We start from the raw sequence: 23,797 nt of genomic DNA on the forward strand, positions 1-23,797 counted from the left end.
CCACCCTTGCCGGGTTTCGTGAGGCGATCACGACCTTGCAAGGAGGTAGGTATGCGCGCGCTGCCCCGCACGGCCGCGGTCGCGACCGCGGTGGTGGTCGTCGTCGCGGCGATGGCGCTGGTGCTCGGTCCCGGCGGCGTCGACGACCGTCCGCCAACGGCCGCGACCGAGCCGTCGCCAACGCCGTTAGTAAGTCCACCGACCGACCCCGGCGCCGACTACGGCGACCCGACGCAGGTGTGCCTGCGGTTCGCGGGCGCGTTGTACCGCCACGACACCGGTATCGACGCGAGCGCCCGGGCCGCGCAGCAGCGGGCCATGGCGTACGCGACAGGACGGCTGGCCTCCGCCGTCGATGCCCAGCCGGACCGATCCGACGCCCAGTGGTCGACCTGGCAGAGCCACCGCGCCGTGACCGACCCGACGGCCGCAAACGTGATCGACGCCGATGAGCAACCCGCAGACGGGCCCGTCGACGCCTACCGAGCGGCCCGGGTCACCTTCACCCCGGTCGGCGCCGACGGATGGTACGGCCCCGCCGAGACCTGGGTCGTCTTCTGCGTGTTGCACCGTGACGAGGGCGGCTGGCGGGTCGCCCACTACGACCTTGACGACCTCGGTCAGGCAGTTCAATGAGCGGCGACCGCGAGGCCGGCCCACCGCGGGGCCTGATGCTCCTCGCCATCAGCGCGCTGGTGGTGGTCATGGTCTGCAGCTCGGGCCTGCTCGTCATCGGCGGCGCGGTCGGTGGCGGCCTGACGGCCACACCACCGCCAACCCAGGGCACGCCCCTACGACCGGACGCCCCGGTCCCACCTCAGTACCTGAGCTGGGTGCTGAAGGCGGGCGCGCTGTGCCCAGAGCTCGGCCCGGCCGAGATCGCCGCGCAGATTGACCTCGAGTCCGGCTGGAACCGCGACGCCGTCGCCCACAACCCGGCCAGCCGCGGCGGCGACGCCATGGGCATCGCGCAGTTCCAGCAAGGCACCTGGGCCAGCTGGGGCGGGGACCGGGACCAGGACGGACGAAACTCCCCCTTCGACGCCGAGGACGCGATCCTCGCGATGGGGCACCTCATGTGCGACCTGGCCGAATGGGCCAGCCAGAACGTGGAGGCGCAGCACCTGCGCGGGGACCTTCTCGACTTGGCCTGGGCCAGCTACTTCTGCGGCCGCGGCTGCGTGCTCGCCGCCGGGGGCGTGCCTGCCGCCGGCCTCGCTCACGACTACCCGGGCAAGGTCCGTGAGCGACTCGCGAAATACGGCGCGCCCAACGCTGGTGGAGTACCGGTCGGCCCGGGCGGCTGGACCCTTCCCCTCAAGCCCGGCACCTACAGCGTCGGCAGCGGCTTCGGCAACCGCTGGGGCAGGCTGCACGCCGGCGTCGACCTGATGGCCAAGACCGGCACCCCGATCTACGCCGCCGCCGCCGGCACCGTTCTCGACGCCGGCTGCACCAGCGCCTACTGCGACCGTCCCGGCAGCCTCAACCTGCCCGGCTGCGGGCTGCGCATCAACCTCGGCCACGCCGGCCGGATCGTCACCCGCTACTGCCACGCCGTGCGGCTCAACGTCCGCGAGGGCCAGCGGGTCGCCGCCGGGCAAATCATCGCCTGGGTCGGCTCCACCGGCCACTCATCGGGACCACATCTGCATTTCGAGGTCCACCACAGCGCACCACCGGCGAGCAACGACAACGCCGAAAACCCGATCACCTTCCTCCGCAAGGCCGGACTGCGGCCATGACGACCACCCCGTTGTCCCTAGCTACGCCGGCAGGAGTGACACCAATGACGGCAACGCAAACCTTCCCCACGGCATACGCCACCGCCCGCGCCGTGGCGGCCGGCAACTGGTCACGCCGTTCGTACCTCGCGCCATCGGACCGGTTCATCCTGGCCGTCGACACGATCTGGGCGGTGGGCTACACCACCGGCTACCGCGCCGGACACCACTGCGTCACCCGGCACGTTCACACATCCGCCCGCGCGGCTGCCCCGCAAACCCCGGCCGGCGACCCACGCCGTTGCGCCGCCGCACTCGTCGACGCTGCAGCCGAGGTGGCCGAGCGGTGCACCCCGCTCATCGCGCCCACGCCAGCCGCCATCCTTGCCGCAGCCGAGGCCACCACCGACCCCCATCCGAACCCGGCATTGTCCTCGTGCAGCAGCGTCGTGTGGACACAGGCGCTGCGTGCCGGCGCTCTTGCGGGCATCGCCACCGCCGCCACCGACATCCTCATTGACTTCAGGATCGGCGTCGGACTCCGCGCCCTGGGCCGGGTCCGCGTGGCGGACCTGACCGCCGCTGAATGGGCGGCCGCCGTCCTCATCGACGCCAATCGGACCGCCGCGTCCACGCCCTGGATCGCCGGCGCCACCAACCCCCTGAAGTCCAGTCGGCGAGCCGACCCGACACGGGCGTCGAAGACCACGAGTATGAAGGGCGCTCTGTAATGGCACGGCGCCGCCGGGAGGAGAATCCGAACCAGCTCTCACTGGACTTCCTGTGGGGAGCCGAACCCGAGCAACTGCACCGAGCGGAGAGGAAACCAGAACCGGATGAATCAGTACGGCCGCAGGGCGCAGACGTACTGGCAGCAGCACCTGCCGACCCAGTACGCCCAGATCGCGAACCCGACGAGTTTCTTCGAGGAGATGGGGGAGGCGCTAGCCCAGCAGATCGACGAATTGGCGGACGCGATCGCCAACCGGACCCCGTCGACAGGGGACTTCATGGCCAACCTCGGCCGGCTGAACGGAGCCAGGCAGGAAGCCGAGATGGAGGTGCTCCGGGAGATGCTGCCCCAGCCGGAGACGACGGCAGCTCAGACGGACGAAGCGACCGTGAGTTAATCGCGGCTGTCGCGGAACAGCGACTGCCTCATCCCAACCCGCATTCCTGTACGCACTGCACCAACCGGGCCACGCTGCAGCTCACCCTGCCCACGGGCGACCAGGTCACCGTGTGCCGGCCACACGCCAGGCTCTATCGCGTCGACCCGGCGGTCGCGCCGCTCACCTCACCGGCCATCGACTCCGCGCTCACGCCGGCGTTACTCCCCAGCCCCGAACCCACGATCGCCGACTGGACCGATCCGGCCATCAGACTCGCGCCCGACGCGGGGGCGGGCATGGGGCCCTCGAGCGGCGCCCCGGCGCCAGGCCTCGTCGCAGACCAGCATGTCCCTGCAGCCGTCCCCCGGTTCCGGCCCAGGAGCCAAGACGACCTAGCCCCGTCGGGCGAGATGGCTCGTATTCGAGCCAATCTCGCCGCCCTGCGGACCCTGCGGGCCATTCAGGCCGATCAGCGGCCGGCCACCGCCGAGGAGCAGTCGGTGTTGGGCCGCTGGTCGGGATGGGGCGCCGTTCCCGCCGCGCTCGATCCGGACAACGAGAAGTTCGCGTGGGTCCGCGAAACGTTGGGTGAGTTCCTCGACGAGCGTGAGCTCGCCGCTGCCCGACGCACCGTCATCAACGCCCACTACACCGACCTTGCCCTGGTCCAAGCCGTCTGGGACGGCATGGCCCGCCTCGGCTTCGCAGGCGGTCAGGTGCTCGAACCCGGCTGCGGCGCCGGCAACTTCATCGCCGCCGCCCCGGACGCGGCCGAGATCACCGGCGTTGAGCTCGATCCGACCACCGCGGCGATCGCCGCCGCGCTCCACCCGCGGGCCCGCGTCCTGGCCGAGAGTTTCGCCGACACCCGCGTGACCACCGGCAGCTTCGACGCCGTGGTGGGCAACGTGCCGTTCGGCGACGTGCGGCTGCACGACAAGCGCGACAACCTCGGCAACCACTCCATCCACAACCACTTCATCCTCAAGGCGCTCAGGGCCACCCGCCCGGGTGGTCTCGTCGCGGTGATCACCTCGGCGTACACCATGGACGCCGCAAACCCAGGCGCCCGCCGGGAGATGCAGCAGATGGGCGATCTGGTCGGCGCCGTCCGGCTGCCGAGCAAAGCCCACGCTCGGGCCGCCGGCACCGACGCGCTGACCGACGTGCTGGTGTTCCGTCGCCGGGAAGCCGACCGGTCAGCGGCGCCATTCGACTGGGAATACACCAACCCGCTCGACGTCGACGGCACCACCGTGCGCATCAATTCGTACTTCACTGACCACCCCGAGCGAATCCTGGGTCGCATCGTGGTCGGCGACGGCCTGTACCGGCGCGACGAGGTTGCCGTTAGCGGCGACCCGGCGACGGCACCGTTCCAACTGCGCGACGCGCTGGCGCAGATCGCCGAGCAGGCCAGCGACACCGACCTGACCATGAGCCCTGGCTCCAGCGCGCCCGTAGAGGTGCGCGCCGCCGCCCAGCTTCCCGACTCCGTTACCCGTCCCGACGGCTACCTGCGCGCCAACGACGACGGCACCTTCAGCCGGCTCGACGACGGCGCGTGGGAGTCCTACGCCCCGGCGAAGACCCAGTCCGCTGAACTGCGGGCCCTGATCGGGCTGCGCGACACCGCCGTGAGCCTGCTCGAAGCCGAAGCCGCGTCGCTGGACGACACCCCGCAGATCGACCGGCTCCGGGGCCTCCTCAACTACCGCTACGACGTCTACCAGGCCAGGTTCGGGCCGATCAACCGGTTCACAGACTCGCCGCGACGGCGCAAGGACAAAGACACCGGGAAGATGGTGCCGGCGCTCGACGAGGAGACCGGCGAGCAGCTGATGAACCGCAAGCGGCCTCCGCAGGGCGGCTTTCGGCATGACCCGTTCGCGCCGGTCGTGCGGGCGTTGGAGGTCTTCAACGAGGAGACGCAGACCGGCGAGAAGGCCGACATCTTCCGCCAGCGCGTGGTGTCGCCGCGGCCGCCGCGCCTGGGCGCCGACACCCCGGCGGACGCCTTGGCGATCTGCCTCGATGAGTACGGCGAGGTGCGGCTGGCGACGGTGGCATGGCTGCTCGGCGTCGACGAGGACGAGGCCCGCCGCGCCCTCGGGACCCTGGTCTACGACGATCCGGCCACCAACCGGCTCGAGCCGGCCGCGGCGTACCTGTCCGGCGACGTCAAGACCAAACTCGCCACCGCGCGCAACGCCGCCGACGAGGACGAGCGGTACGCGGTCAACGTCCAGGCTTTGACCGACGTCGTGCCGCCCGACCTGACCGCGGGGGAGATCAGTGACACCGGCGCGGTCAAGATGGGCGCCCCCTGGATCGGTGACGAGTACGTCCAGCAGTTCCTGCAGGAGATCCTCGAAGACCTGACCGTCAAGGTCGAGCACGGCGGCGGCGGGATGTGGACCGTCCACTCCGACAACAACAACTCGGTGCTGGCCCGCTCCACCTGGGGCACCGACCGCAGATCGGCCGCCGAGATCGCCCAACACATCCTGGAGCAGCGCGAGTTCGTCATCAAGGACACCGTCAGCCGCAATCCCAAGCGGACCGTGGTCAACCTCGACGCGGTCATGGCGGCCACGGAGAAAGCCGTCGAGATGCGGGAGCGGTTCGCCGACTGGGTCTGGGAGGACCCGACCCGGGCCGCCACGCTCGTAGCCCGCTACAACGACATCTTCCAGCGGTACGTCCTGCGCAACTACGACGACCTGAAGCTGTCCCTGCCCGGACTGGCGCACGCGTTCAAGCCCGACGCGCACCAGGTCGCCGGCGTCGCCCGCATCATCCACGAGCCGGCCGTAGGCCTCTACCACGCCGTCGGCGCCGGCAAGACCGCCACCATGATCATGGGCGCGATGGAGCTACGTCGCCTCGGCTTGGTCCGCAAGCCCGTGGTGGTCGTGCCCAACCAGCTGCTCGACCAGTGGACTCGCGAGTTCCTGCGCCTGTACCCCCAGGCCAAGATCCTCGCCGCATCGACCGAGGATCTGGAGAAGGACCGCCGCCGGCTGATGGTCGCGCGGATGGCCACCGGCGACTGGGACGCGGTGATCCTCACCGAGAGCGCCTTCGAGATGCTGCCGATGAGCGCGGAAGCCGAACAGGCGTACATCGATGAGCAGATGGCCCAACTCGACGCGCAGATCAGCGAGGCCCGCGAGAACGGCCAAGAGCTCACCCTCAAGCGGCTGGAAACCAAGAAGGCCAACCGCGAGCAGCGACTGGAGGAGCGGCTCGACAACGACAAGGACGCCGGGATCTGGTGGGAGCTCACCGGCATCGACTACATCTTCCGAGACGAGTCCCACCGCGACAAAAACCTGCGGACCGTCTCCAACGTCCCCGGGATGTCGATCAAGGGAAGCCAGCGGGCCACCCAGATGGACATGAAGCTCGGGTGGCTGCGCGACCACAACCCGCGCTGGGGCACCCGGGCCACCGGTACTCCGCTGGCAAACTCGATCGTCGAGATGTACACCGAGTTCCGTTTCCTGCGCCCGGACCTGATGGAACAGCAGGGCATCATCGACGTCGACTCGTGGCTGGCCACCTACGCCGAAGGCAAGGTGATCATCGAGGTCACGCCGGACGGCGGTGGACTACGCAACAAGACCCGCCTGGACTTCGTCAACCTCGACAAGCTGGTCACGTCGCTGCACGTGTTCGCCGACGTCAAGACCAAGGACGACCTCAACCTGGCGCGCCCGCCACTGGCGTTGCGCGCCGACGGGCAGCGGCTGCCTGAGATGGTGGTCGTGCCGCCCAGCGACGCACTGCTGGAGAAGGTCGCCGAGCTGGTCGACCGCGCGGCCAAGCTCAAGGGCAAGCGACCGGAAAAAGGCGACGACAACATCCTGAAGATCGTCGCCGAAGGGTCGGCGGCGGCTCTTGACCTACGGCTGGTCGGACTGACCACCGACGAGATTCAGAAACTCGACGTGGCCGCCGACCGGGTGGCCGGCTACTACCACGCCAACAAGGACCGGATCTACCTCGGGCCCGACGGTGAGCCGCACCCGAACCCCGGCGCCCTGCAGCAGGTCTTCTGCGACCTCGGAACCCCGAGCAAGAAAGACCCCACGCGGTGGACGGCGTACGGCGCGCTGCGGCAGAAGCTCGTTGACCGCGGCGTCCCCCGTGAGGCAATCCGGTTCATCCACGAGGCGGAGGACGACCGGGCCCGGGCCGAGCTGTTCGCGAGTTGCCGCGACGGCCGCACCGCCGTGCTCATCTCGTCCACAGAGAAGGGCGGCACCGGCGTCAACGCTCAGGACCGGATGCTCGTCCTGCACCACCTGGACACCCCGTACCGGCCATGTGATCTCGAGCAGCGTGAGGGCCGCATCGACCGGCGGGGTAACCAGAACGAGGAAATCCGCATCGAGCGGTACGTCACCGAGCGGTCCCTGGACGCCTTCAAATGGCAGAAGGTCGCCTACAAGGCCACCCTCGCCGAGCGCGTCCTGACCGGGCGCGCCGGCCCCCGCACCGAGGACATCGGCGACGTCACCCTGTCCTACGAGGAAATGAAGGCCGCCTCCACCGGCAACCCGCTCCTGGTCGACCACGCCAAGGCGAAGGTCGAACTGACACGGCTCGACCGCCTCGAGCGCGGCTACCACCGCTCCCAGTCCCAACTCCGCTGGACTATCACCAAGAACCGGCAGGACATCGTCATCAGTCGAGCGACGATCACCGAGGTCGACGCGGCGATCGAACGGCGAGTAGACACCCGCGGCGACGCGTTCGCCATCACCGTGCGCGGCACCCGATACACGAAGCGAGGCGAGGCCAACGAGCGGCTCAGGAACGTGCTGGGACTGGTCCTCGCCGATCCCCGCAGCCGGTCGGGACCGGCAGTCGAGATCGGAGAGATCAGCGGTTTCGCCATCACCGCGACCGTGACGAAGATTGTCGTTGGGGATGGCCGCAAGGAACTCATCCATTACGAGGACGCGGTATATCTGCAGCTCACCGACGTCCCTTCCTCCGGCATGAACATCACACAGGATGCCCTCAAGAAGGGCGACATCGTCGCCCGACTCGAGAACCGGCTGGGCAGACTGGAAGCGGTGCGGTCTGACGCCGAGGCCAACATCACGCGGTACGAAGCCGAGATCCGCCGCGCCGAGGACGACCTGGCCAAGCCGTTCCGGCACGCGGCCGCGCTGGATGAGGCGCGAGCCCGGTTCCGCCAACTCGACATCGAGGTCGTCGCCTTCGCGGCCGCGTCGGAGGCAGAGGCCAACTCGGCTCCAGGCGACGACAGCGACGATGACAGCGACGGCGAGGAACAGGCATCCGAGGAACCTGCGGAGGATGCCGGGCGCGCTTACGGGCCAGGTGTCGGCGCCCGCGGATCGGCGGTGTATGGCCGCGGAGGCGGGCCGGGCACATCGCCAGGCCCCCGCCACCAGCCGACGGCACCGAGAACCGGGCCGGGCATGGACCGGTCGGGCGAGAACGCCAGCCACGCGAACACCGAGGCAGCGGCCAGCGCCCCACCGTCGCTGCCGCAGGTTCTGGCCGACCCCGTCCTGACCGATGCGGATCGGGAGTGGATCACCGAAAAGCTCGACCAGGTCGTCACCAACCAACAGGTCGTGGACGCGGCCCGAGCCAACGCGTACGACAACTTCGCGCTGGTCGTGAAAACCCATCTCGACGATCTGATGATGGATGCCGTCGACAGCGGCATGACCGATCTGGGACGGCTGTACTTCGCGTCCCCCAGCGACGACGCGCCGTTCCGGCCGGCCTTCCTGGCCACCGCCGGGAGGGCGCTCTACGACCGAGTTCGCGCCACGCCGCCCACCGCTCCCGCAGCGGATACCCGGGCAACGCCCGCATCGGCGCCACCTGCCGGCGAGATCCGGGCCGAACACTCAGGCGCCCCCTCGGACCCGCAGCCGACCGCAGCGTCTGAAAGCGTGCCGGTCGGCAGGGCCGCAGCCCGGCCAACACCGCCGCAGACGAGCGCGCCGGCACTGGAAGAGACGCATCGGCGGCGCCGAGGGCACCCCTTCTACCCGCCCGCCAAACTCGCGGCCACCATTCCGCCGCTGTACGCCACCGAGAAGCTGGCCGACGGCGACAAGGTCGTCCACCTGCACTACTTCGGTGGCAGCAACGACTTCTGGCTCGTCGAATACGACCCGGCCACAGGGGAGGGCTTCGGGTACTCCTGCGTCGGCGGCGACACTGACATGGCCGAATGGGGCTACATCGACCTGCCTGAACTCGAGCGGATCAACAAGGGCCTGCTCATTATCGAGCGCGACCTCCACTGGACCCCCAGACCAGCGCGTGAACTGAACCTTCCCGGGTGGCGAGCTGACACCGAGCCGACCCTCACGCCTGCTGACGAACCCGCGGACGCGCCGGAGGAATCGACACCCACCCCAGAAGCACCGCCGCCGGCGCCACGAACTGAGCACAACGCCGACGCGGTAGCCGCCGACGGGCGAGAACCGGCGATGGACGCCGAGCCGACCCGTGTGAGCGACGGGCCGGTCGAGACAGCTGCTCCGGTGGTTGAGGAGCCGGCCACCGGCCCGGCCGTTCACACCTTCGCCACGACCATCGAGGCGTACGACGACACGAACTCGCAGCGCCGCGAGGACATCAGAGACGGCGACGTCCTGGTGATCGAGTCGGAGGGTGTCGTCGGGTTCGTGCTGGCTGCCTGGCCGGTCGCGGTCACGGTCGAGCGCGGCGAGCTGCACAAGACCGACGGCCCGGCCCGGGAGCACGAGGGCGGTCGTTACGCCGCGAGCGTCGACCTCGCCGCGGAGGTCGCACGTGAGAAGGGCTTCGCGCTCGACCCGGCCGTCATCCCGCCGGCCGTCGCGGTCGAGCCGGCCACCCCAGTCGAACCTCCTGCTCCTGGCGACCTGGCGGCCGAGTCTGTGATGCCCGGCGACGAAGCCGAGCCGTCCCCGCCGAGTCCGACGCCCACGTGGGTCGACCAAATCAAGATCAAGGTCGGGCCTCCCACGGTCGTCACCGGCACCACCGGGCACCCCCGCGAGGAAGGCCTGCGCGGCCTACTGAAACAGCACCGTTTCCAGTACCGGGGCGGTCAGTGGCGTTACACCGGTCGCTGGGCCGACCGTGACGCCGCGGTCGCCGACGTCCAGCGCTGGCTGGCCGCCAGGGCCAAGACCGAATCAGGCGCCGTCAAGCTGGCGACCGCGGCCAAGTTTCCGCCCACAGCCCAGCAACAGCGCATCATCGACGCCTACCTTGCCGGACAGAACATCGTGGTCCAGGCTCTGGCCGGCACTGGCAAGACCAGCACCCTGCAGATGCTCGCCGCCGCCCGGCCCGCGCGCATCGCGTACATCGCGTTCAACCGGCCCATCGCCGACGAGGCCGCCGCGAAATTCCCGGGCAACGTGGTCGCCGACACCAGCCACGGGTTCGCCCGCGCAGGCCTGCGAACCAGCCCGCTGCGGAACAAGGTGGCGCGCGTCAACCAGGGCGCTCGTTGGCCGGAGGACTGGGCGCGGATCCTCGACATCCGGGACATCCCACAGGGCGACGACGTGGTCGAGGCCGAATCACAGGCCCACATGGTGATGGCCACCATCAAGAATTTCCGGGAGAGCGCGGCCGGCACCCTCGGCCCTCAGCACCTGCCGGGGAACCTGCGTGAACCGGGCGCCGGCCCGCTCGGCGACAGGATCCTCGAGTACGCGCGTCGCGCCTGGGCGGACATCACCGATCCCGACGGCGAGCTGCTGTTCGAGCACGACGACTACCTGAAGATCTGGGCACTGGGCAACCCCCGGATGCCCTACGAGGTGATCTTCTTCGACGAGGCCCAGGACATCAACGACGTACTGCGCAAGGTCATCCAGGACCAGCCGGTTCCGACCGTCGTGGTGGGCGACTCCAACCAGTCGATCTACGGGTTTAGAGGCGCGATCGACGCGCTGAGCCGCTGGCCCGGCGACATCACGCTGCCACTGACTCAGAGTTGGCGCTTCGGCCCGCAGATCGCCGCAGTCGGCAACGACTTCCTCCGGCTGCTCAAGTCGCCGTACCTGCTGACCGGCAACCCTGGCATGACCAGCACGGTCGGGTTCGTCGACCAGCCCGACGCGGTACTCGCCCGGACCAACGCCGGCGCAGTCGCCGCGGTGTTCGACGCCTTCGACGACGGCCGCCAGGTCGCCCTCGCCGGCGGCGGCCGCGAGATCCGCGACATCGCCAAGGCCGCCCAGAACCTGCAAAACGGGCGCCGCACCACGCACCCCGAGTTGTCGCGGTTTCCCGACTGGGACGCCGTCCAGGAGTACGTCGAGAACGACGAGAACGCCCAGTCGCTGCGAGCTTTCGTTCGCCTCATCGACCGGCGCGGCGCCGCCCAGCTCATCCAGATGGCTGGCGACCTGGTCCCGGAAGAGGCGACCCGGGCGGACGGCACACCGGCGTACGACGTGATCGTCTCGACGGTGCACAAGAGCAAAGGGCGGGAGTGGCCACGAGTTCGGATCGCCGAGGACTTCCCAGCGCCGGAAGAGGACCAGAGCACCGGCAAGGTGCGCCTGCCTGACCCCGAGGAACTGCGGCTGGCGTACGTCGCGGCCACGAGGGCCCGCGAGACGGTGGAGCTCGGCGGACTGTCCTGGATCCGTGACCTCCCACCCGAGCTCACCGATGCCCTCAGCAAGCGACCGGCGCGCCGCGAGGTGCACACGGTGCCCGCCACCACGACAAGTCAGGGCCCAGAATCCAACCCGCTCGCGGCAGCGGCGGCGCCGATCGTCCAGGCCAGTGAGTCGGACGTCCTTGATCCGCAGCCGGCCAACGCTCCCCGCCCGAGCCCGGCCGCACCCGCCGCCGCGGCAACTCAGGAGTCGCTGTTCGACAGCAGCGCGGAGGCCCGCCTCCTGCAACGCGTCGCCGCCCGGATGCCCGCGAACCCCGTCACCCGAACAGACGACAACCAGCCGGCAGTGCTGCTCACCGCCGTGGCGACCGGCACCTACGGCCAGGTGCACGGCGTCGACGGCAACGGCCAGCCGATCACCGGCGAAGGATACGTGCTGGACGCTAAGCCCTGGCGCGGCGGCATCCGCGGCCGGGGCGACGACCGGGCCGTAGTGGTGCGGCTGGCTGACCTTCCCGACGGCCCCGAGGCGACCACTGTCCAGACCGATGTGGACGGCCGGTTGATCGTCCTGCAGCCGCCGGAAGGCAAACCGGCCGGCGAGGCCGAGCCATGGACGCGGATGCGCCAGGAACAGCAGATCCTCGCCGCCCGATCGGTGCTCGGGCTCGCGGTCCAGGTCATCGACGGGCCGCACAACGAACTGTGGCGAGTCGAGGGATGCCCGGAGCAGATCGGGGGAGAGGTCGCGTGGTGGCTGTTCGGCGGCCGCTACGGATCCTGGGAAGGCAGGGCCCGGCCAGTCTTCCAGCAGCGACGGATCGACGAGGCCATCGCCGCCGGCCGCCTGGCCGCCGATTGGTCAGCGTCAGCGGCTCAGAGCACGGCAGAACACGAATCTCAGGCCACCGAGCCGTCGGCTGCCCTGGCCGACGATGCCGGGACGGAGGCGAGTCTGACCAACGAGCCTACGGCGCCGGACGAAGAGGTCAGCGCTGCTCGCCAGGCCCGCCTGGCGAAGGCGCTCGACGACTTCGGCCCCCGCTACACCAGCACCACAACCAAGGGTTACCTCGGCGACGGGTCAGTCGTGCGCTATGTCATCGACGGGCACATTGAGGAGCGGGTCAGCGAGGCGGAACGCCGTTGGATGAAGGAGTACCTCGACGCTCACCGCGAAATCCTGACGGCAACGCCGCTGCGCCCCGAGGACCTGGACGCCCGAGACCGGGCCGCCTCCGACTCGCTAGCCGAGCGCGCCGCCCGGGCGGTCGAGGAAGGACGCTTCGAGGAAGCCCTGAACATCATCGACGAGGCCGAGCCGCTCTACAGCCACGTCGACGAGTGGCCCGCATACCGGATCTGGGTAACTGAGGCGGCTGCAGCGGCGGAGCAATCCGACGAACCCACGCTCGAGGCGCCCGGGGTCGGCGAGCCAGCGTCTGACGGCCCCGACAACGATGAACCGCCAGCGGTGCCCGTCGCGCCACCGCTCGTAGAACTCGTTGCCCCAACTGAAGCAGTAGCTGGAATGACCACGATGCAGCGGTACGCCGCTAGCACCCTGGCGCAGGCGCAAACACCGTACAGCCGTCCGGAGTCGAGGCTGAGCGTCTATTGGCAGATTCCGGCCAGCGAGGTGGCCGGGTTGCCCGATGAGGTGCGCAACGGGTTGCTCGCCGACCTGCAGGGCATCATGGCGTCCGGCGAACCGCGCCAACGGTCCGCCGCACGTCGGCAACTCGACCGCTGGACGGGTGTCGATGCTGGGCACAGCGAGGCCCAGGCGGAAGCACTGGCGAGCGCCGGGAGTACGTCGCATCGGAAGGACTCCGCCAGGGTGGATGCCTACGGACGGATGTCGGCGGCCGAGTACGCGGCGCTGGAGCCGGTACACCGCGACGCAATCGAGGCCGACCTACAGGCGATCGCGGACAGCGGCGCCACCCGGACGATCCCACACAACCGCACCAGCATGGGCACGACGATACGAGGCGTGACCGCGAACCACGTCCACGCGGCCAAGGTCATCCTGGGCCGGATCACCGCCGGCCCGAAGCCCTTCACCAGCAACGCCTCGATGGTCGGCAAAGGCGTCTTCGCCACGAACCTCAATCCCGGTGACCGCGTTGTGCTATCCGGCAGGGAAGTCACCGTCGACCGGGTCGGACTCGACGGCAAGGTGTACCTCCGCGGCGGACGCACGCTGCCCGAACGCAGCCACAAGCTGGCCGAAGCCGGTCCTGATCCGGTCGCCCCACCCGCCGCTTCCCAGCGAGACCAACCGGCCAACCAGGCCGGTGAAACGAACCCCCACTCGGACGGGCCAGCAGAACAGCCCGACCACGGCGACCGCAACCCCGAGGAACCGAACGGCGAACCCGTCGAACTCACCGCCCGGGAACAGGCCATCATCCGCAACGCCGTGGCCGACCACGCCGCCGGCTACTACGGCGGCCCGCTCGCGTTGCCGCGCTCCGATGTGCCCCGCCACATCGCCGACGGACACCTCGAGGAGCTGGAGGCCGTGCACGGTCGGGACCTCATCTGGGAAGCCGTCGCGGCGGTGATCGACTCCGACACCACCGTGCTGCACCGCACCCATGATGAGCGGGAACAGCGCCGCCTCGGACGGCAAGCACAGGCAGAAGACTTCTCCCGACAGGCGCTGGCGGCGTTCAAGCAGGAGGACTACGACCAAGCCATGGCATTAGCCGAACAGGGCGAGATGATCGACCCGCTCTACCGACCTAGCCGAAGCGAACGGCGTCCCAACGGGATGAGCTGGACCGACATACGCAGCGCGATCAGCCGCCGCCGCGGCGGACAGCCGCAGCCGCCCGCGCCTGGCCTGGAACATCCAGCCCTTGCCGATGCTCCAGCAGCGCCGGCGACCCCGTCGCGGCTGGCGCGGCTGGACACCGCCACGGCCGTGCCCTCCGGGCCGGTCACGCCAGCCCGGCAACTCGGCGCGCACTCGAGTTGCGCATCGACAGCGGTCGGACGGAGTGGGCCGAATGTCTGAGCGTCATCACCTCATGGCCCGACGGCCACAGAAAGGCGGCAACCCGGCGTCGCCCCGGCCGGCAGGCTGGGCGCCCCGCCCAACGGTCAGGGCAGCAGACTGGCCGCGATCAATGCGCCGGCAACGAGGCCCGGCCCGAGAATGACCTGGTCGCCGCGATGGCGCCGCCGAGCCAACGCCCACACTGCAGCCAGCAGGAACGCCAGCCACACGCCGGCGTACACGGCTGTCCAACTCACCCAACCGGTGACGAGCCCGGTGGAGAAGGCGAGCTTGACGTCGCCCCACCCCATCATCCTTGGCCGCACCAGCGCGACCAGACCGAAGACAGCCGTGACGAGCACGCCGGCCAGCGTCCCCCGTATCCAGTCGGCACCACGATCCTCGACGAGCGCCACGACACCAAGCGCGGCTAACAACCCGCCCGCAGTCAGCCCCGTCAGGACATTCGGCAATCGACGCACGACACCGTCAACCGAGGCCAGCATCACGCCGAGGCCCGCGAACCAGACGTAGGCCGCAAGCTCCCACCCCGCACGATGAGAGACGTACAGGACGATGCCAGCCGCCAACGCGGCCAACTCCACCGATCCGGCTGGCGCGCCGACCCGCTCCCGACAGGAGGGGCAGCGGGCCGAGGGAAGGAACGCGGTCGATCGCCACGGGTACGCCAGCGGGTGCGCGCAGTGGTCGCAGGAGCGGCGCCAAGGTTCGCCGACCGGGACCGCGAAGAACGCTACCGCCGCCCGCAACGGTGGCGTGATCGCCGCCACCAGCCACCACGATGCCGGCAACCTGGCCCTTCGCTCGGCCATCCGAACATTTCCATCTTCCAGTGCCATTCGCGCCACCCCCGGACGCGCAAGCCTAGATACCCGAGGTAGACGGCGCCAAGCAGCGGCTCGGGCGTTCTACACGCAGGGTTGGTGCAAGGAAAAACGGCCCCGCAAGGGGGCCGTCGGGCCAGGGCATAAACCCTGGCGGGGTAACGACACGATAGCACTTTGGCGCGGCGCGGGACAAGCGCGTTGAGCGGGTCCCCGCTGGCTCTTTGGGTTACCGGACGCCGACGTGCATGCGCTCGGGCATCAGCTCGCACAGGAGTTGGTAGGTGTCCTTGTCCAGGTCCTCCGGGACCTCGGCTTCCCGCACGCGGATGAGGTCGCCGAGGATCTGCTCGAGCTCGGCAATGTTCCGCTCTGCGTTGGCCACCCGCAGGAGGTCCCGCCAGGTGATGTCGCTGGTCCGGTCCGGATCGGCCAGCCACGCCTGGTCGACCGCCCACCGGGCGCCGGTGATGTCGCCGCCGTCCAGGCACAGGTCGACCAGGCGGTGGGCGGTGTCCACCACCCCGGAGGTCAGGTGATGCGGCTGGATGTCAGAGGTGGGTAGCCAGGTGTACGGGTTTCGGGCAACTGCCGAGTAGGCGATGTCTGCGCCGGCGAGGGGCGCACCGCGGATCAGGGCGAGTGCTTGACGCAGATCTCGGGCGCCGGCTGGGCCTCGGCTCTCGCCTCGGCTGCGCAGGCGCCGGAACAGGTGCCAGTCGAGTAGGTAGCCCTCGCGCAGACGGTACCGGCGGTCGGCGGTGGCATCGGGCAGCCACGGCTCGCCATCATCGGTCTGGCCGAGCCAGCGCCGTGCGCGCGACACGTCGACCCGCCTGCTGGCCGGTTTGACGTGCTGGCCGGGCCATAGCGCGTCGTCGAACGCGTCAGTCGTGGCGCCGCGCTCGCCGCGGGCCGCCAGGTAGGTGATGATTTCGGCGTAGAAACGGACACGCTCGGATGGGACGCGCCCGGGGGCCTCGACGGTGACTGGTCCGAGGATCGCGATACGCGGGCTTGTGGGGTCGCCTTCGATCCACCGGCGCACGTCGGCGTCCAGACTCGGGTCGTTGTGCCGACGCCGGATCGGCGACGTCACGCGTCGGCGTGTGCGCAGGGGTAGGGATGGCAGGGCGACGATAGCCGGTACCTTGGCCGCGTCGGCTCCCGCCGCGTTGACGTCGGCGGAGTCGGGCACGGGGCCGAGGCCAGCGGACAGAACCGCGGCGACAGTCTCACCGGAGGCAGGTTCGTCGGGTTGGTCGGCCCGGTTCGGTACGGATGCATCGCGGTCCTCGGTCGCAGTGGGCGCGTGCGGCTCGTCGAGCAGGCCGCCGGCGGCGTCGGCGCCCTCGGCCCAAACCTCCGGCTCCGGCGCGGGCGGGACCAGCGGCCAGTCGTCATCGACCGCCGCGGCCGGCGTTGGGTCGGCGTTGCGGGTGCCCTGCCGGGCGGTGGTGAGAAGGTTGGCGAGGTCGCCCAGTTCGCCGCGGGGCAGTCGGGCAGCGATGAGGCTGGCATCGCTGCCGCTCAGGCCAAGAAACTCGACCGTCAAACGGCCGTTGGCGTCGATCGAGACCGGCCAGCGCCCGACCTCTCCGTCAGTTACGACAGCGACAGCAACAGCGCAGCGACCCGCAGCGGTGAGATCGTCGTCCAAGGCCTGGAGTGCGGCGATCTCGTCCGGGTCCGGCTTGTGCGCCAGGAGGACGTGCGGCATCCACGCATCGGCGGCGATGTCCGCGACTCTGCCGGAGAGCGGGTCGTCGGCCCCGAGATGGTCGAGTGACTGCACGACCTGGGAGGCGCGTCGACGGATCCGGTCGATAGCGACCGCGACGCTCGGAGCGGCATTGACTCGGTCGCCAGCCAGGGCGATGAATTCGCCCGTCTCGGTGGCGTCGAATCCTGCGACGGTGACCTCGACATGGTCGCTCCAGGTGTTGCAGGAGAGTTCAGCAGCGAGGTAGCGCAGGAGGTCGGCGCTGCGCTCGGGATGACCGGTGATGGACACGACCCCGAGTCGCTCCAGGTCGAGCAGCAAGTGGACCCCGGGGCGGGATGCGACCGTGACCAGGGTCGGCAGCGGCGCGATCTGGCCGTCGACGTCCAGGAGCTCCACGTCACCGGGCAGCGTCCATGTCGTCTCGTCACCGATCCACGGCGCGGTCGGGTTCGGGCAGGCCCTGGTGAGAAGGAGGTTGACCGTATCGCCGGTCAGCCACGCGCCGACGATGTCGGGCATCTGCTCGGCGGGACGATCGACCAGCGCCTTGGCGAGGACTCGCAGCGCCCGGTCGAGCCGGTCCACCGCGATCGGTTGCGCGACCACCCGCAGTTCCTCCTCCACCTCCGGCCTAACGGGCTCGGGCAGCCGCCGGCCGACCGGGCGGTGCTGCTCCTGGCGGCGGCGTCGCCGCCGCAGCGTGGTGAGAGTTAGCGCCGCGAGCAGGCCTGCGCTGATAAGCGGCACGCCCAGCAGAAGTGTGGTGTCGCGAGCGTCGCCGCCTGTCTCGGATTGGTCATCGGTGAGAGCAGACTGCACCCTTGGCCTAGGCGTCGGGCTCGCGGGTGCGGTACTCGGGGTTGACGTTGGCTCGGCCGCCGCGCCCGTCGCATTTGGACTCGGGGCGACAGGGTCGGTCGCCGCCCCGGAGCCTGCGCTCGCTGGAGTGGATGTCGGCGCGGCCGTCCGCGTAGGTCCAGGCCCTGCACCATCGTCTGCGGGGGCGCTGGCCACCTCGGGGTCGTCTGCGGGGACAGCGGGCTGGTCCACCGCCGGATCACGGTCGACGAGTTTGCCGGTCGCGTGTGGTCGTGCTCCCCGCTCGACGGCGCCCTTCGGGAGCTCAATAACCTGGCCCGAACGGATTAGGTCCGGATTCCGCAGGTCGTTGAGGCGGGCGAGTTCCGGGTAGCGATCGAAGTCGCCAAGGTACCGGTCCGCGATGCCGCCAAGGTAATCACCCTTCGCGACGCGGTACTCGTCGCCGTCAGGTGACTCAGCGCGGGCATTGGGGTCGGCACTGATCAGCACGGTCCCCGTGTTGGCCGTGAGGTCGACCGAGACGACCGCCGCCGACGACGGCGTTGCGGTGGCGGGCGCCGGCGCTGCGGTGGCGGAGATGGCCGGCCCGGCCACCAGCAGGCTGACGGCTGCGACCAGCACAGCCGCCACTCGCTGCTGGGGTCCCAGCACAGGTAGGCGACGGGCGACTCGGCCGCGTACGTGCGCCACAACCTCCCTGACCACCGACACGGCGAACGACAGCCAGGCCAGCCAGCCGACGACCGCGACCGCCGCGATGAACAGGGCGCCGCTCTCGTCTGGTCTGATCATTGCCTGGCCTGCTTCGGCCAGGGTGGGAAGCCGGTCCGGCATGGCGGCGAGCTGCACCAGCGCGATTGGAATACCGACCAGCAGTCCTAACAGCGTGACCAGTGCTGCGACGCCAGACGCGATCTGGCCAGCGCTACGGACGGGGCCTCGCATCACGCACCTCCTCTCTCGCCAAGCGCGAAAACCCTTATCCCATCACCGATCCGCGCGCGCAGTGAACCGGGCGCACCCGCTGGACCCTTCACCCGGTGAGCAGCTGCGCCGTGCTTTGCCCAGCCACGGGGAGCTCGCCTATACCGATCAGCGACAACATCTGAGTCTGGTAGGTGATGGTGACGGTTACCGTCACGCTCTGCCCGTCCGCGCTGGGAGCTACCTCGCCGTCCGCCCCGGCGGCCGCGAGGTAGCTCTCACCGGCCGCGATGGCCGCTGCGGGATCGACGATCTTCTCGCCGCCCGGCACGGCGAGCTGAAGCTGGATCGACTGACCTGCCGCCCGTGCCGCCTCCATCGCGATGGAGTCGGCCCGCTTGAGGGCACGCATCTTGCCGCCGCCATCCACCGCTAGTCCGATCATCACGAGTACGCCGAACGCCAGCACCAGGACGAGCAGGGCGACCCGCCCGTCATCGCGGGCAACGGCACACAGGCGGCGTCTCCTCGGCGCTTCAAGAATTTTGAGGTTCTTCTTGGCCAGGCTGTCTTGAGATGCCGCAATCACCCTGTTCATCGGGGCCCTCCGGAGCGCCGGTGGGAGCCCGGGCTCATCACAGGCCACCCGCGCTCAGACTTGCAGCAGAGCCCGATTCGGTAATCCCGAACGCGAGGGATCTTGCCCGGTACCAGTCGATGGGCGAGGTGAAGGATGCCTCAACCGTTCTCGCCCCCGGCATGCCAGGCGCCGCGATGTCCGCGAAGCTCACCCTGCAGGTGATATCGACACTGACGGCCGCAGGCGTTCCGACCTGCCGCGCGAACTGAGCGGTGTTAACCACGACCACCGGGTCGCACGACAGCCCCTGGTTGGACAGGGACTCGTTCGCGGTGGCCTCGGCGTTAGCCTGCGCTTCAGCCGCCGAACGCGAGATCGACGCGGCGCGCGCTGCATTGTGTGCTGCGGTCTCGATCGCGCCGGCGGCGACCTCGATGCGCATGCCAATGACGGCGAGCGCGAGGAAGGCCAGCAAGGGCGGGGCGAGGATCACCGTCTCCAGCGCCGCCGACCCGTCATCGGCGGACCGCAGCGCACGCCACCGAGCGCTAATGCTGCTCATCGAGTGAACCGTTCGACAGGCCCGGTGGCGGTTTGGCTGACATTCCAACCGGGGATCCAAGGCACCAAGGACGGACTCATGCCGGTCACGGTCACGGTGACCTGCTCGGGTCCGGCGTTCACCCGGACGTTGGCATCTGAAAGGCTGCTACCGGCGGCCTGGTCGACAAAATCGCTGGCTGCCTCAAATGCCCCGCCCGGGCCCCCGGTGTAGGCCCGGCCGGCGTCGACGCCCTGCTGCGCCGCGGTCAGTGCGATCGATCGCGCGTAGGAATACTCGGCGATCTGGATCGCCAAGAACAACAGGGCGAGCACCACCGGGGCGATGATCATGTACTCGACTGCGGCTGCTCCGTCGTCGGCGCGCAGCCGCGCGCCAAGCTGCCTGCACCGCTGCGGTACTGGCATTCTCGGCGCGTGGCCATCGTTGCCCATGGTCAGACGATCGAGGGGAGCCGGTTGGTGACGGCCAAGGTGATCGCGCCCGCGACCAGGCCGGCGATCAAGAGGGCCAGGATGGCGAAGATCGCCCATTCGATTGCGGTCGCGCCTCGGTCGTCATTGACCTCGGCGGCTCGGGCCCGGATGTATCCGACCAGGATCTCGATGAGGGGCATGCGGTGTCTCCTTTCAGGCGGTGACGAGGCGGATGAGGAACGGGTAGCCGGCCACCACGAACAGCACGAGCACGGTGAGGCTGGTCGGTACGTAGAGCCAGGTCGTCGCGGTGTTGGCCCGGTCCTGCTCTTTGGTGCGCAGCGCCACCCGCAAGGACTGGGCGCGGCTGATCAAGGTCTGGTACACCTGGGCGCCCTCTGTCCCGGAAAGGCGCATGATGTCGCCGACGTCGCCGAGCTCCGGCACGTTGATCTCTTCAGCGACCTGGCTGAGGCCGTCCCAGGGCGGGATGGAGGCGAACCGGGCGCCGTCGAGCGCAGCCTGGATTCGCTGGAACACCCAGCTGTCGCTGACCCGCGCGGCCCGTTCCAACGACTCGACCGGCCCGTGGGAGGCGGCGCGCTCAAGGGCGACCAGGTCGAGGTACGCCGCGACCGCGCGGGTGAACTGCTCGCGGGCCGCGGCGGCCTTCTGCTTGATGCTGACGTCGACGAGGAGGAAGAGCAGCACGGCGAGGGCGATGGACGCGATCGCGGGGATGACGATCGGCAGCGCGAGGCCGAACATCGCCAGCATGAGGGTCATCAGCGGCGGGAAGAGCAGCCCGACCGCGGCGTATCCGACCTTCTCGAGCACGTACCGTTCCACACTCTGTCCGATGAGCTGCAGTTCCTGCTGCGGCGGGCGAAGTCGGGAGCCGAATCGGGTGGCGACCCACTGGGCCAGCCGCCCGTCCTCGACGCTGGTCGTGGTCGTGGTGCTGGTCATGGGTGGGTGCATGCGCTGCAGGGCTGGCCCGAGCGCCGGGACCGTGGGCAGGACGCCTCGGACTACGAGGTAGGCACCGAAGCCGGCGAGTCCGCCGAGGACCATCGTTACGGCGATTCCTGTGCTCACGGCGCACCTCCGTCCGCGGGAGCGAGCAAACGGGGCACTCGGGTGGGCTGGCTGAGCCGGCGAATCCATACGAGCAGGCCGATGAAGACGGTGATGGACAGCAATAGCACGAGCTGGCCGAGGACTGTTGCGAACGGCGCCATGTAGGTCCGGTTGGAGAAGAGCAGCACGAGGGTGGCCACCGAGAGAACGGTCATGAACTTCGTCGTCAGGCGGGGGTCGGCCCGGTCGGCCCAGATCTCGCGCCGCATCTCGACTTCCTGGGCGATACCGGCGCTGATCCGCTGCAGTACGTCGGTGAGACGTGGCCCCCGGTCGGTGGAGTGCAGCTTGAGCCTGACCAGCACCTCGTCGGCGCTGGCATCCGCGAGCTGGGCACCGAGCCGGTCAAGGGCGTCGCTAGTGGGAACGCCAGCACGCAGGTTCGCGGCTAGGTCGCTGAGTTCGTCAGCCAGCGCGGGCGGCGCGTCGCGGGTGCTTCGGATGATCGCCTGGGTAAGGCCGACGCCGGTACCGACCAGGTCGTGAAGGCGCCGGGTCCAGACCTCGACCGCGACGAGCCGATCGATGGCCCGCTGTTCTTCGCGTCCAGCGGTGAACAGCCACGGCACACCGATCACGGCCACGGCGGCGATGAGCGCGGCGATCGGGATGCCGGTGTAGAACCAGACCGCCACCGCCGCGGCGGCGGCGGCCCACTGCGTGGCCTGGCGCCGTTGACGTTGCTTGGCAGACAGCCCGTCTCCCAACCACACGCGACGTATGGCTTGCCCGAACCGCGACGGTGGACGGGCCGGTCGTCGGGTACCCACGATCCCGGTGGCGAGCGCAAGGAGCCCGCTGACGAGGGCGGCGGCGGCGAGCGAGGCCAAGAGCTGCAGCATCAGCGGCCGCCCCACTGCTGGTGTCCACCGAGTAGTTGCAGGTCGAAGCCTCCGTAGGCAAGGGCGTCGCCGACCCGGCCGCTGGGCATGACGTGGGTGGGCATTGCGACGGCGCCAGGCTGGGGCGGGGCGAACAACTCGCTTCGGGCGATGGTCCCGTTTTCGGCAACCCCGTTGATTTCCAGGACGTGAGAGACGTACCTCAGCGGCGCCATTCCGGGCCTGCGCTCCATGTTCACGAACACCACGAGGTCAAGCGCGTTGGCGACGGTCAGGTAGGCGCCCTCCCGGTTGCGGCTGGCGCCGTAGCGCATGAGCAGTTCGGCGAGTCGGTCGAACACGGCGTGCGGATGGCGGGCGTGGATGGTGCTGAGGCTGCCATGGGTGGTGTTCATGGCGTCGAACATGGGCACGATCTCCTGGCTGCGGACCTCGCCGACGATCACCCGGGTCATCGACATGCGCAGCATGTGCGGGAAGAGGTCGGTGAGCGAGATCTCGCCCTGGGGCCGGCCGTCTGGTCCGAGTTCGCCGTGGCCCTCGCGCTCCTCGAACGGTACGACCCACGGATGGGTGCCGTGCTCGTGCAGGCCGAGCTCGTAAACCGTCTCCAAGGTGGCGAACCACTCGTCCTGCGGTATGCCGCTGGCCATGGCGCGCAAAAGGGTCGACTTACCGGAGTTGGGCAGGCCAGCGATCATCACGTTGAGGTACCCGCGCACCGCGGCGGTGAGGAATGCGGCGAGTTCGGCGGTCATCGCGTGCCGGGCGACCATGTCGTCCAAGGACACCTTGCGGATCCGGTGCCGGCGGATAGCGACCGCTGGCCGTGGCGTGACCACGTAGATCACCGTCAGTCGGGCGCCGTCCGGTAGCCGCAGGTGCAGGATCGGCTTGGAGGTGGACAGTGTTCGCTCGGTTGCGGAGGTACGCGAGGCCGACCGCTGGAAGTGGTCGATGAGTTCGTCGTCGCTGTCTGCCGCCGAGAAGCTCTTCTCGTCGACGCGGCCGTCGGCGTATTCGACACGCACCCGGTCATGCCCGTTGACCTGGATGTTCTCGATCTCGGGGTCTTCGACCAACGCCTGAAGTCGCGGCCCGAGACCGAGCAGATAAGCAACGATCGCCGTGAACAGCTGTTCTTCAAACCCGTCGGGTAGGTGTTCGCCGGCACCGTGGCGGTTGTCGGCGTGCTCACGCACCAGGGTGCGCGCCACCTCGATCGTGACCTTGCGCTGCTCCTCGTAGCCCGTCTCCCGACCGCGCAGGTGTGTCCCGACCCGCTCACTCACCAACGCCTGTAGGTCGCGTACCAACGCCTCGTCGATGACCGGGGCCTCCGGCGACTCGGCGGGTGGGGCCCAGATACGAGGCTCCAGCGAAGGCGCCGCGGGCTCTGCGGTTGGTAGGTCGACGGGCGTGAGCCGGCGCGGTCGTCGTCCGTTGGCCTGCTGCTCTGGTGTCC

Annotated in this window: 13 protein-coding genes; 4 read left to right on the forward strand and 9 right to left on the reverse strand. The window is 69.6% G+C overall.

Annotated features, from left to right (window positions below; translation table 11 throughout):
- Positions 1–51 precede the first annotated feature (51 nt).
- Genes CHC05_RS37355 through CHC05_RS37375 form a run of 4 tightly spaced genes read left to right on the forward strand, consistent with a single transcriptional unit; the run spans position 52 to position 14,493 of the window.
- Positions 52–636, forward strand: a complete 585-nt coding sequence (locus tag CHC05_RS37355; RefSeq protein ID WP_089255380.1) for a hypothetical protein — start codon at positions 52–54, stop codon at positions 634–636.
- A complete protein-coding gene (locus CHC05_RS37360; protein ID WP_089255381.1) occupies positions 633–1,745 on the forward strand; it encodes a peptidoglycan DD-metalloendopeptidase family protein in 1,113 nt (370 codons plus the stop codon). The genes CHC05_RS37355 and CHC05_RS37360 overlap by 4 nt, the downstream gene beginning before the upstream one ends.
- Entirely contained in the window at positions 1,742–2,455 is a 714-nt protein-coding gene (locus tag CHC05_RS37365; RefSeq protein ID WP_179266552.1) for a hypothetical protein, read from the forward strand. The genes CHC05_RS37360 and CHC05_RS37365 overlap by 4 nt, the downstream gene beginning before the upstream one ends.
- Positions 2,455–14,493, forward strand: coding sequence for a UvrD-helicase domain-containing protein (locus tag CHC05_RS37375; RefSeq protein WP_144022946.1), 12,039 nt, complete (start codon positions 2,455–2,457; stop codon positions 14,491–14,493). Before CHC05_RS37365 ends, CHC05_RS37375 begins: the two co-directional genes overlap by 1 nt.
- Before the next feature lie 86 nt (positions 14,494–14,579).
- Here CHC05_RS37375 and CHC05_RS37380 read toward each other — a convergent pair whose 3' ends face one another.
- The 9 genes from CHC05_RS37380 to CHC05_RS37420 all read right to left on the reverse strand — a co-directional run bounded on the left by CHC05_RS37380 (position 14,580) and on the right by CHC05_RS37420 (position 23,549).
- Positions 14,580–15,335, reverse strand: a complete 756-nt coding sequence (locus CHC05_RS37380) for a prepilin peptidase (protein WP_089255385.1) — start codon at positions 15,333–15,335, stop codon at positions 14,580–14,582.
- A gap of 214 nt (positions 15,336–15,549) precedes the next feature.
- Positions 15,550–18,813, reverse strand: a complete 3,264-nt coding sequence (locus CHC05_RS37385) for a LysM peptidoglycan-binding domain-containing protein (protein WP_089255386.1) — start codon at positions 18,811–18,813, stop codon at positions 15,550–15,552.
- 88 nt (positions 18,814–18,901) lie between these two features.
- A complete protein-coding gene (locus CHC05_RS37390) occupies positions 18,902–19,390 on the reverse strand; it encodes a pilus assembly protein TadG-related protein (RefSeq protein WP_218824802.1) in 489 nt (162 codons plus the stop codon).
- 37 nt (positions 19,391–19,427) lie between these two features.
- Positions 19,428–19,934 (reverse strand): hypothetical protein, encoded by a 507-nt coding sequence (locus tag CHC05_RS37395; protein WP_089255387.1) that lies wholly within the window; start codon positions 19,932–19,934, stop codon positions 19,428–19,430.
- Positions 19,931–20,368: a TadE/TadG family type IV pilus assembly protein gene (locus CHC05_RS37400; RefSeq protein WP_203714620.1), complete on the reverse strand. Its 438-nt coding sequence runs from the start codon at positions 20,366–20,368 to the stop codon at positions 19,931–19,933. Before CHC05_RS37400 ends, CHC05_RS37395 begins: the two co-directional genes overlap by 4 nt.
- Before the next feature lie 2 nt (positions 20,369–20,370).
- On the reverse strand, positions 20,371–20,550 hold the full coding sequence (locus CHC05_RS37405) for a hypothetical protein (RefSeq protein ID WP_089255388.1): 180 nt from the start codon (positions 20,548–20,550) through the stop codon (positions 20,371–20,373).
- Between the two features lie 13 nt (positions 20,551–20,563).
- Positions 20,564–21,448: a type II secretion system F family protein gene (locus CHC05_RS37410; protein WP_179266553.1), complete on the reverse strand. Its 885-nt coding sequence runs from the start codon at positions 21,446–21,448 to the stop codon at positions 20,564–20,566.
- Entirely contained in the window at positions 21,445–22,332 is an 888-nt protein-coding gene (locus CHC05_RS37415; RefSeq protein ID WP_144022947.1) for a type II secretion system F family protein, read from the reverse strand. The genes CHC05_RS37410 and CHC05_RS37415 overlap by 4 nt, the downstream gene beginning before the upstream one ends.
- Complete coding sequence (locus CHC05_RS37420; RefSeq protein WP_179266554.1) at positions 22,332–23,549, reverse strand: TadA family conjugal transfer-associated ATPase; 1,218 nt, start codon at positions 23,547–23,549, stop codon at positions 22,332–22,334. Before CHC05_RS37420 ends, CHC05_RS37415 begins: the two co-directional genes overlap by 1 nt.
- Positions 23,550–23,797: the final 248 nt, after the last annotated feature.

Origin of the sequence: Asanoa hainanensis, assembly GCF_900188485.1 — a bacterium.
GTDB lineage: Bacteria > Actinomycetota > Actinomycetes > Mycobacteriales > Micromonosporaceae > Asanoa > Asanoa hainanensis.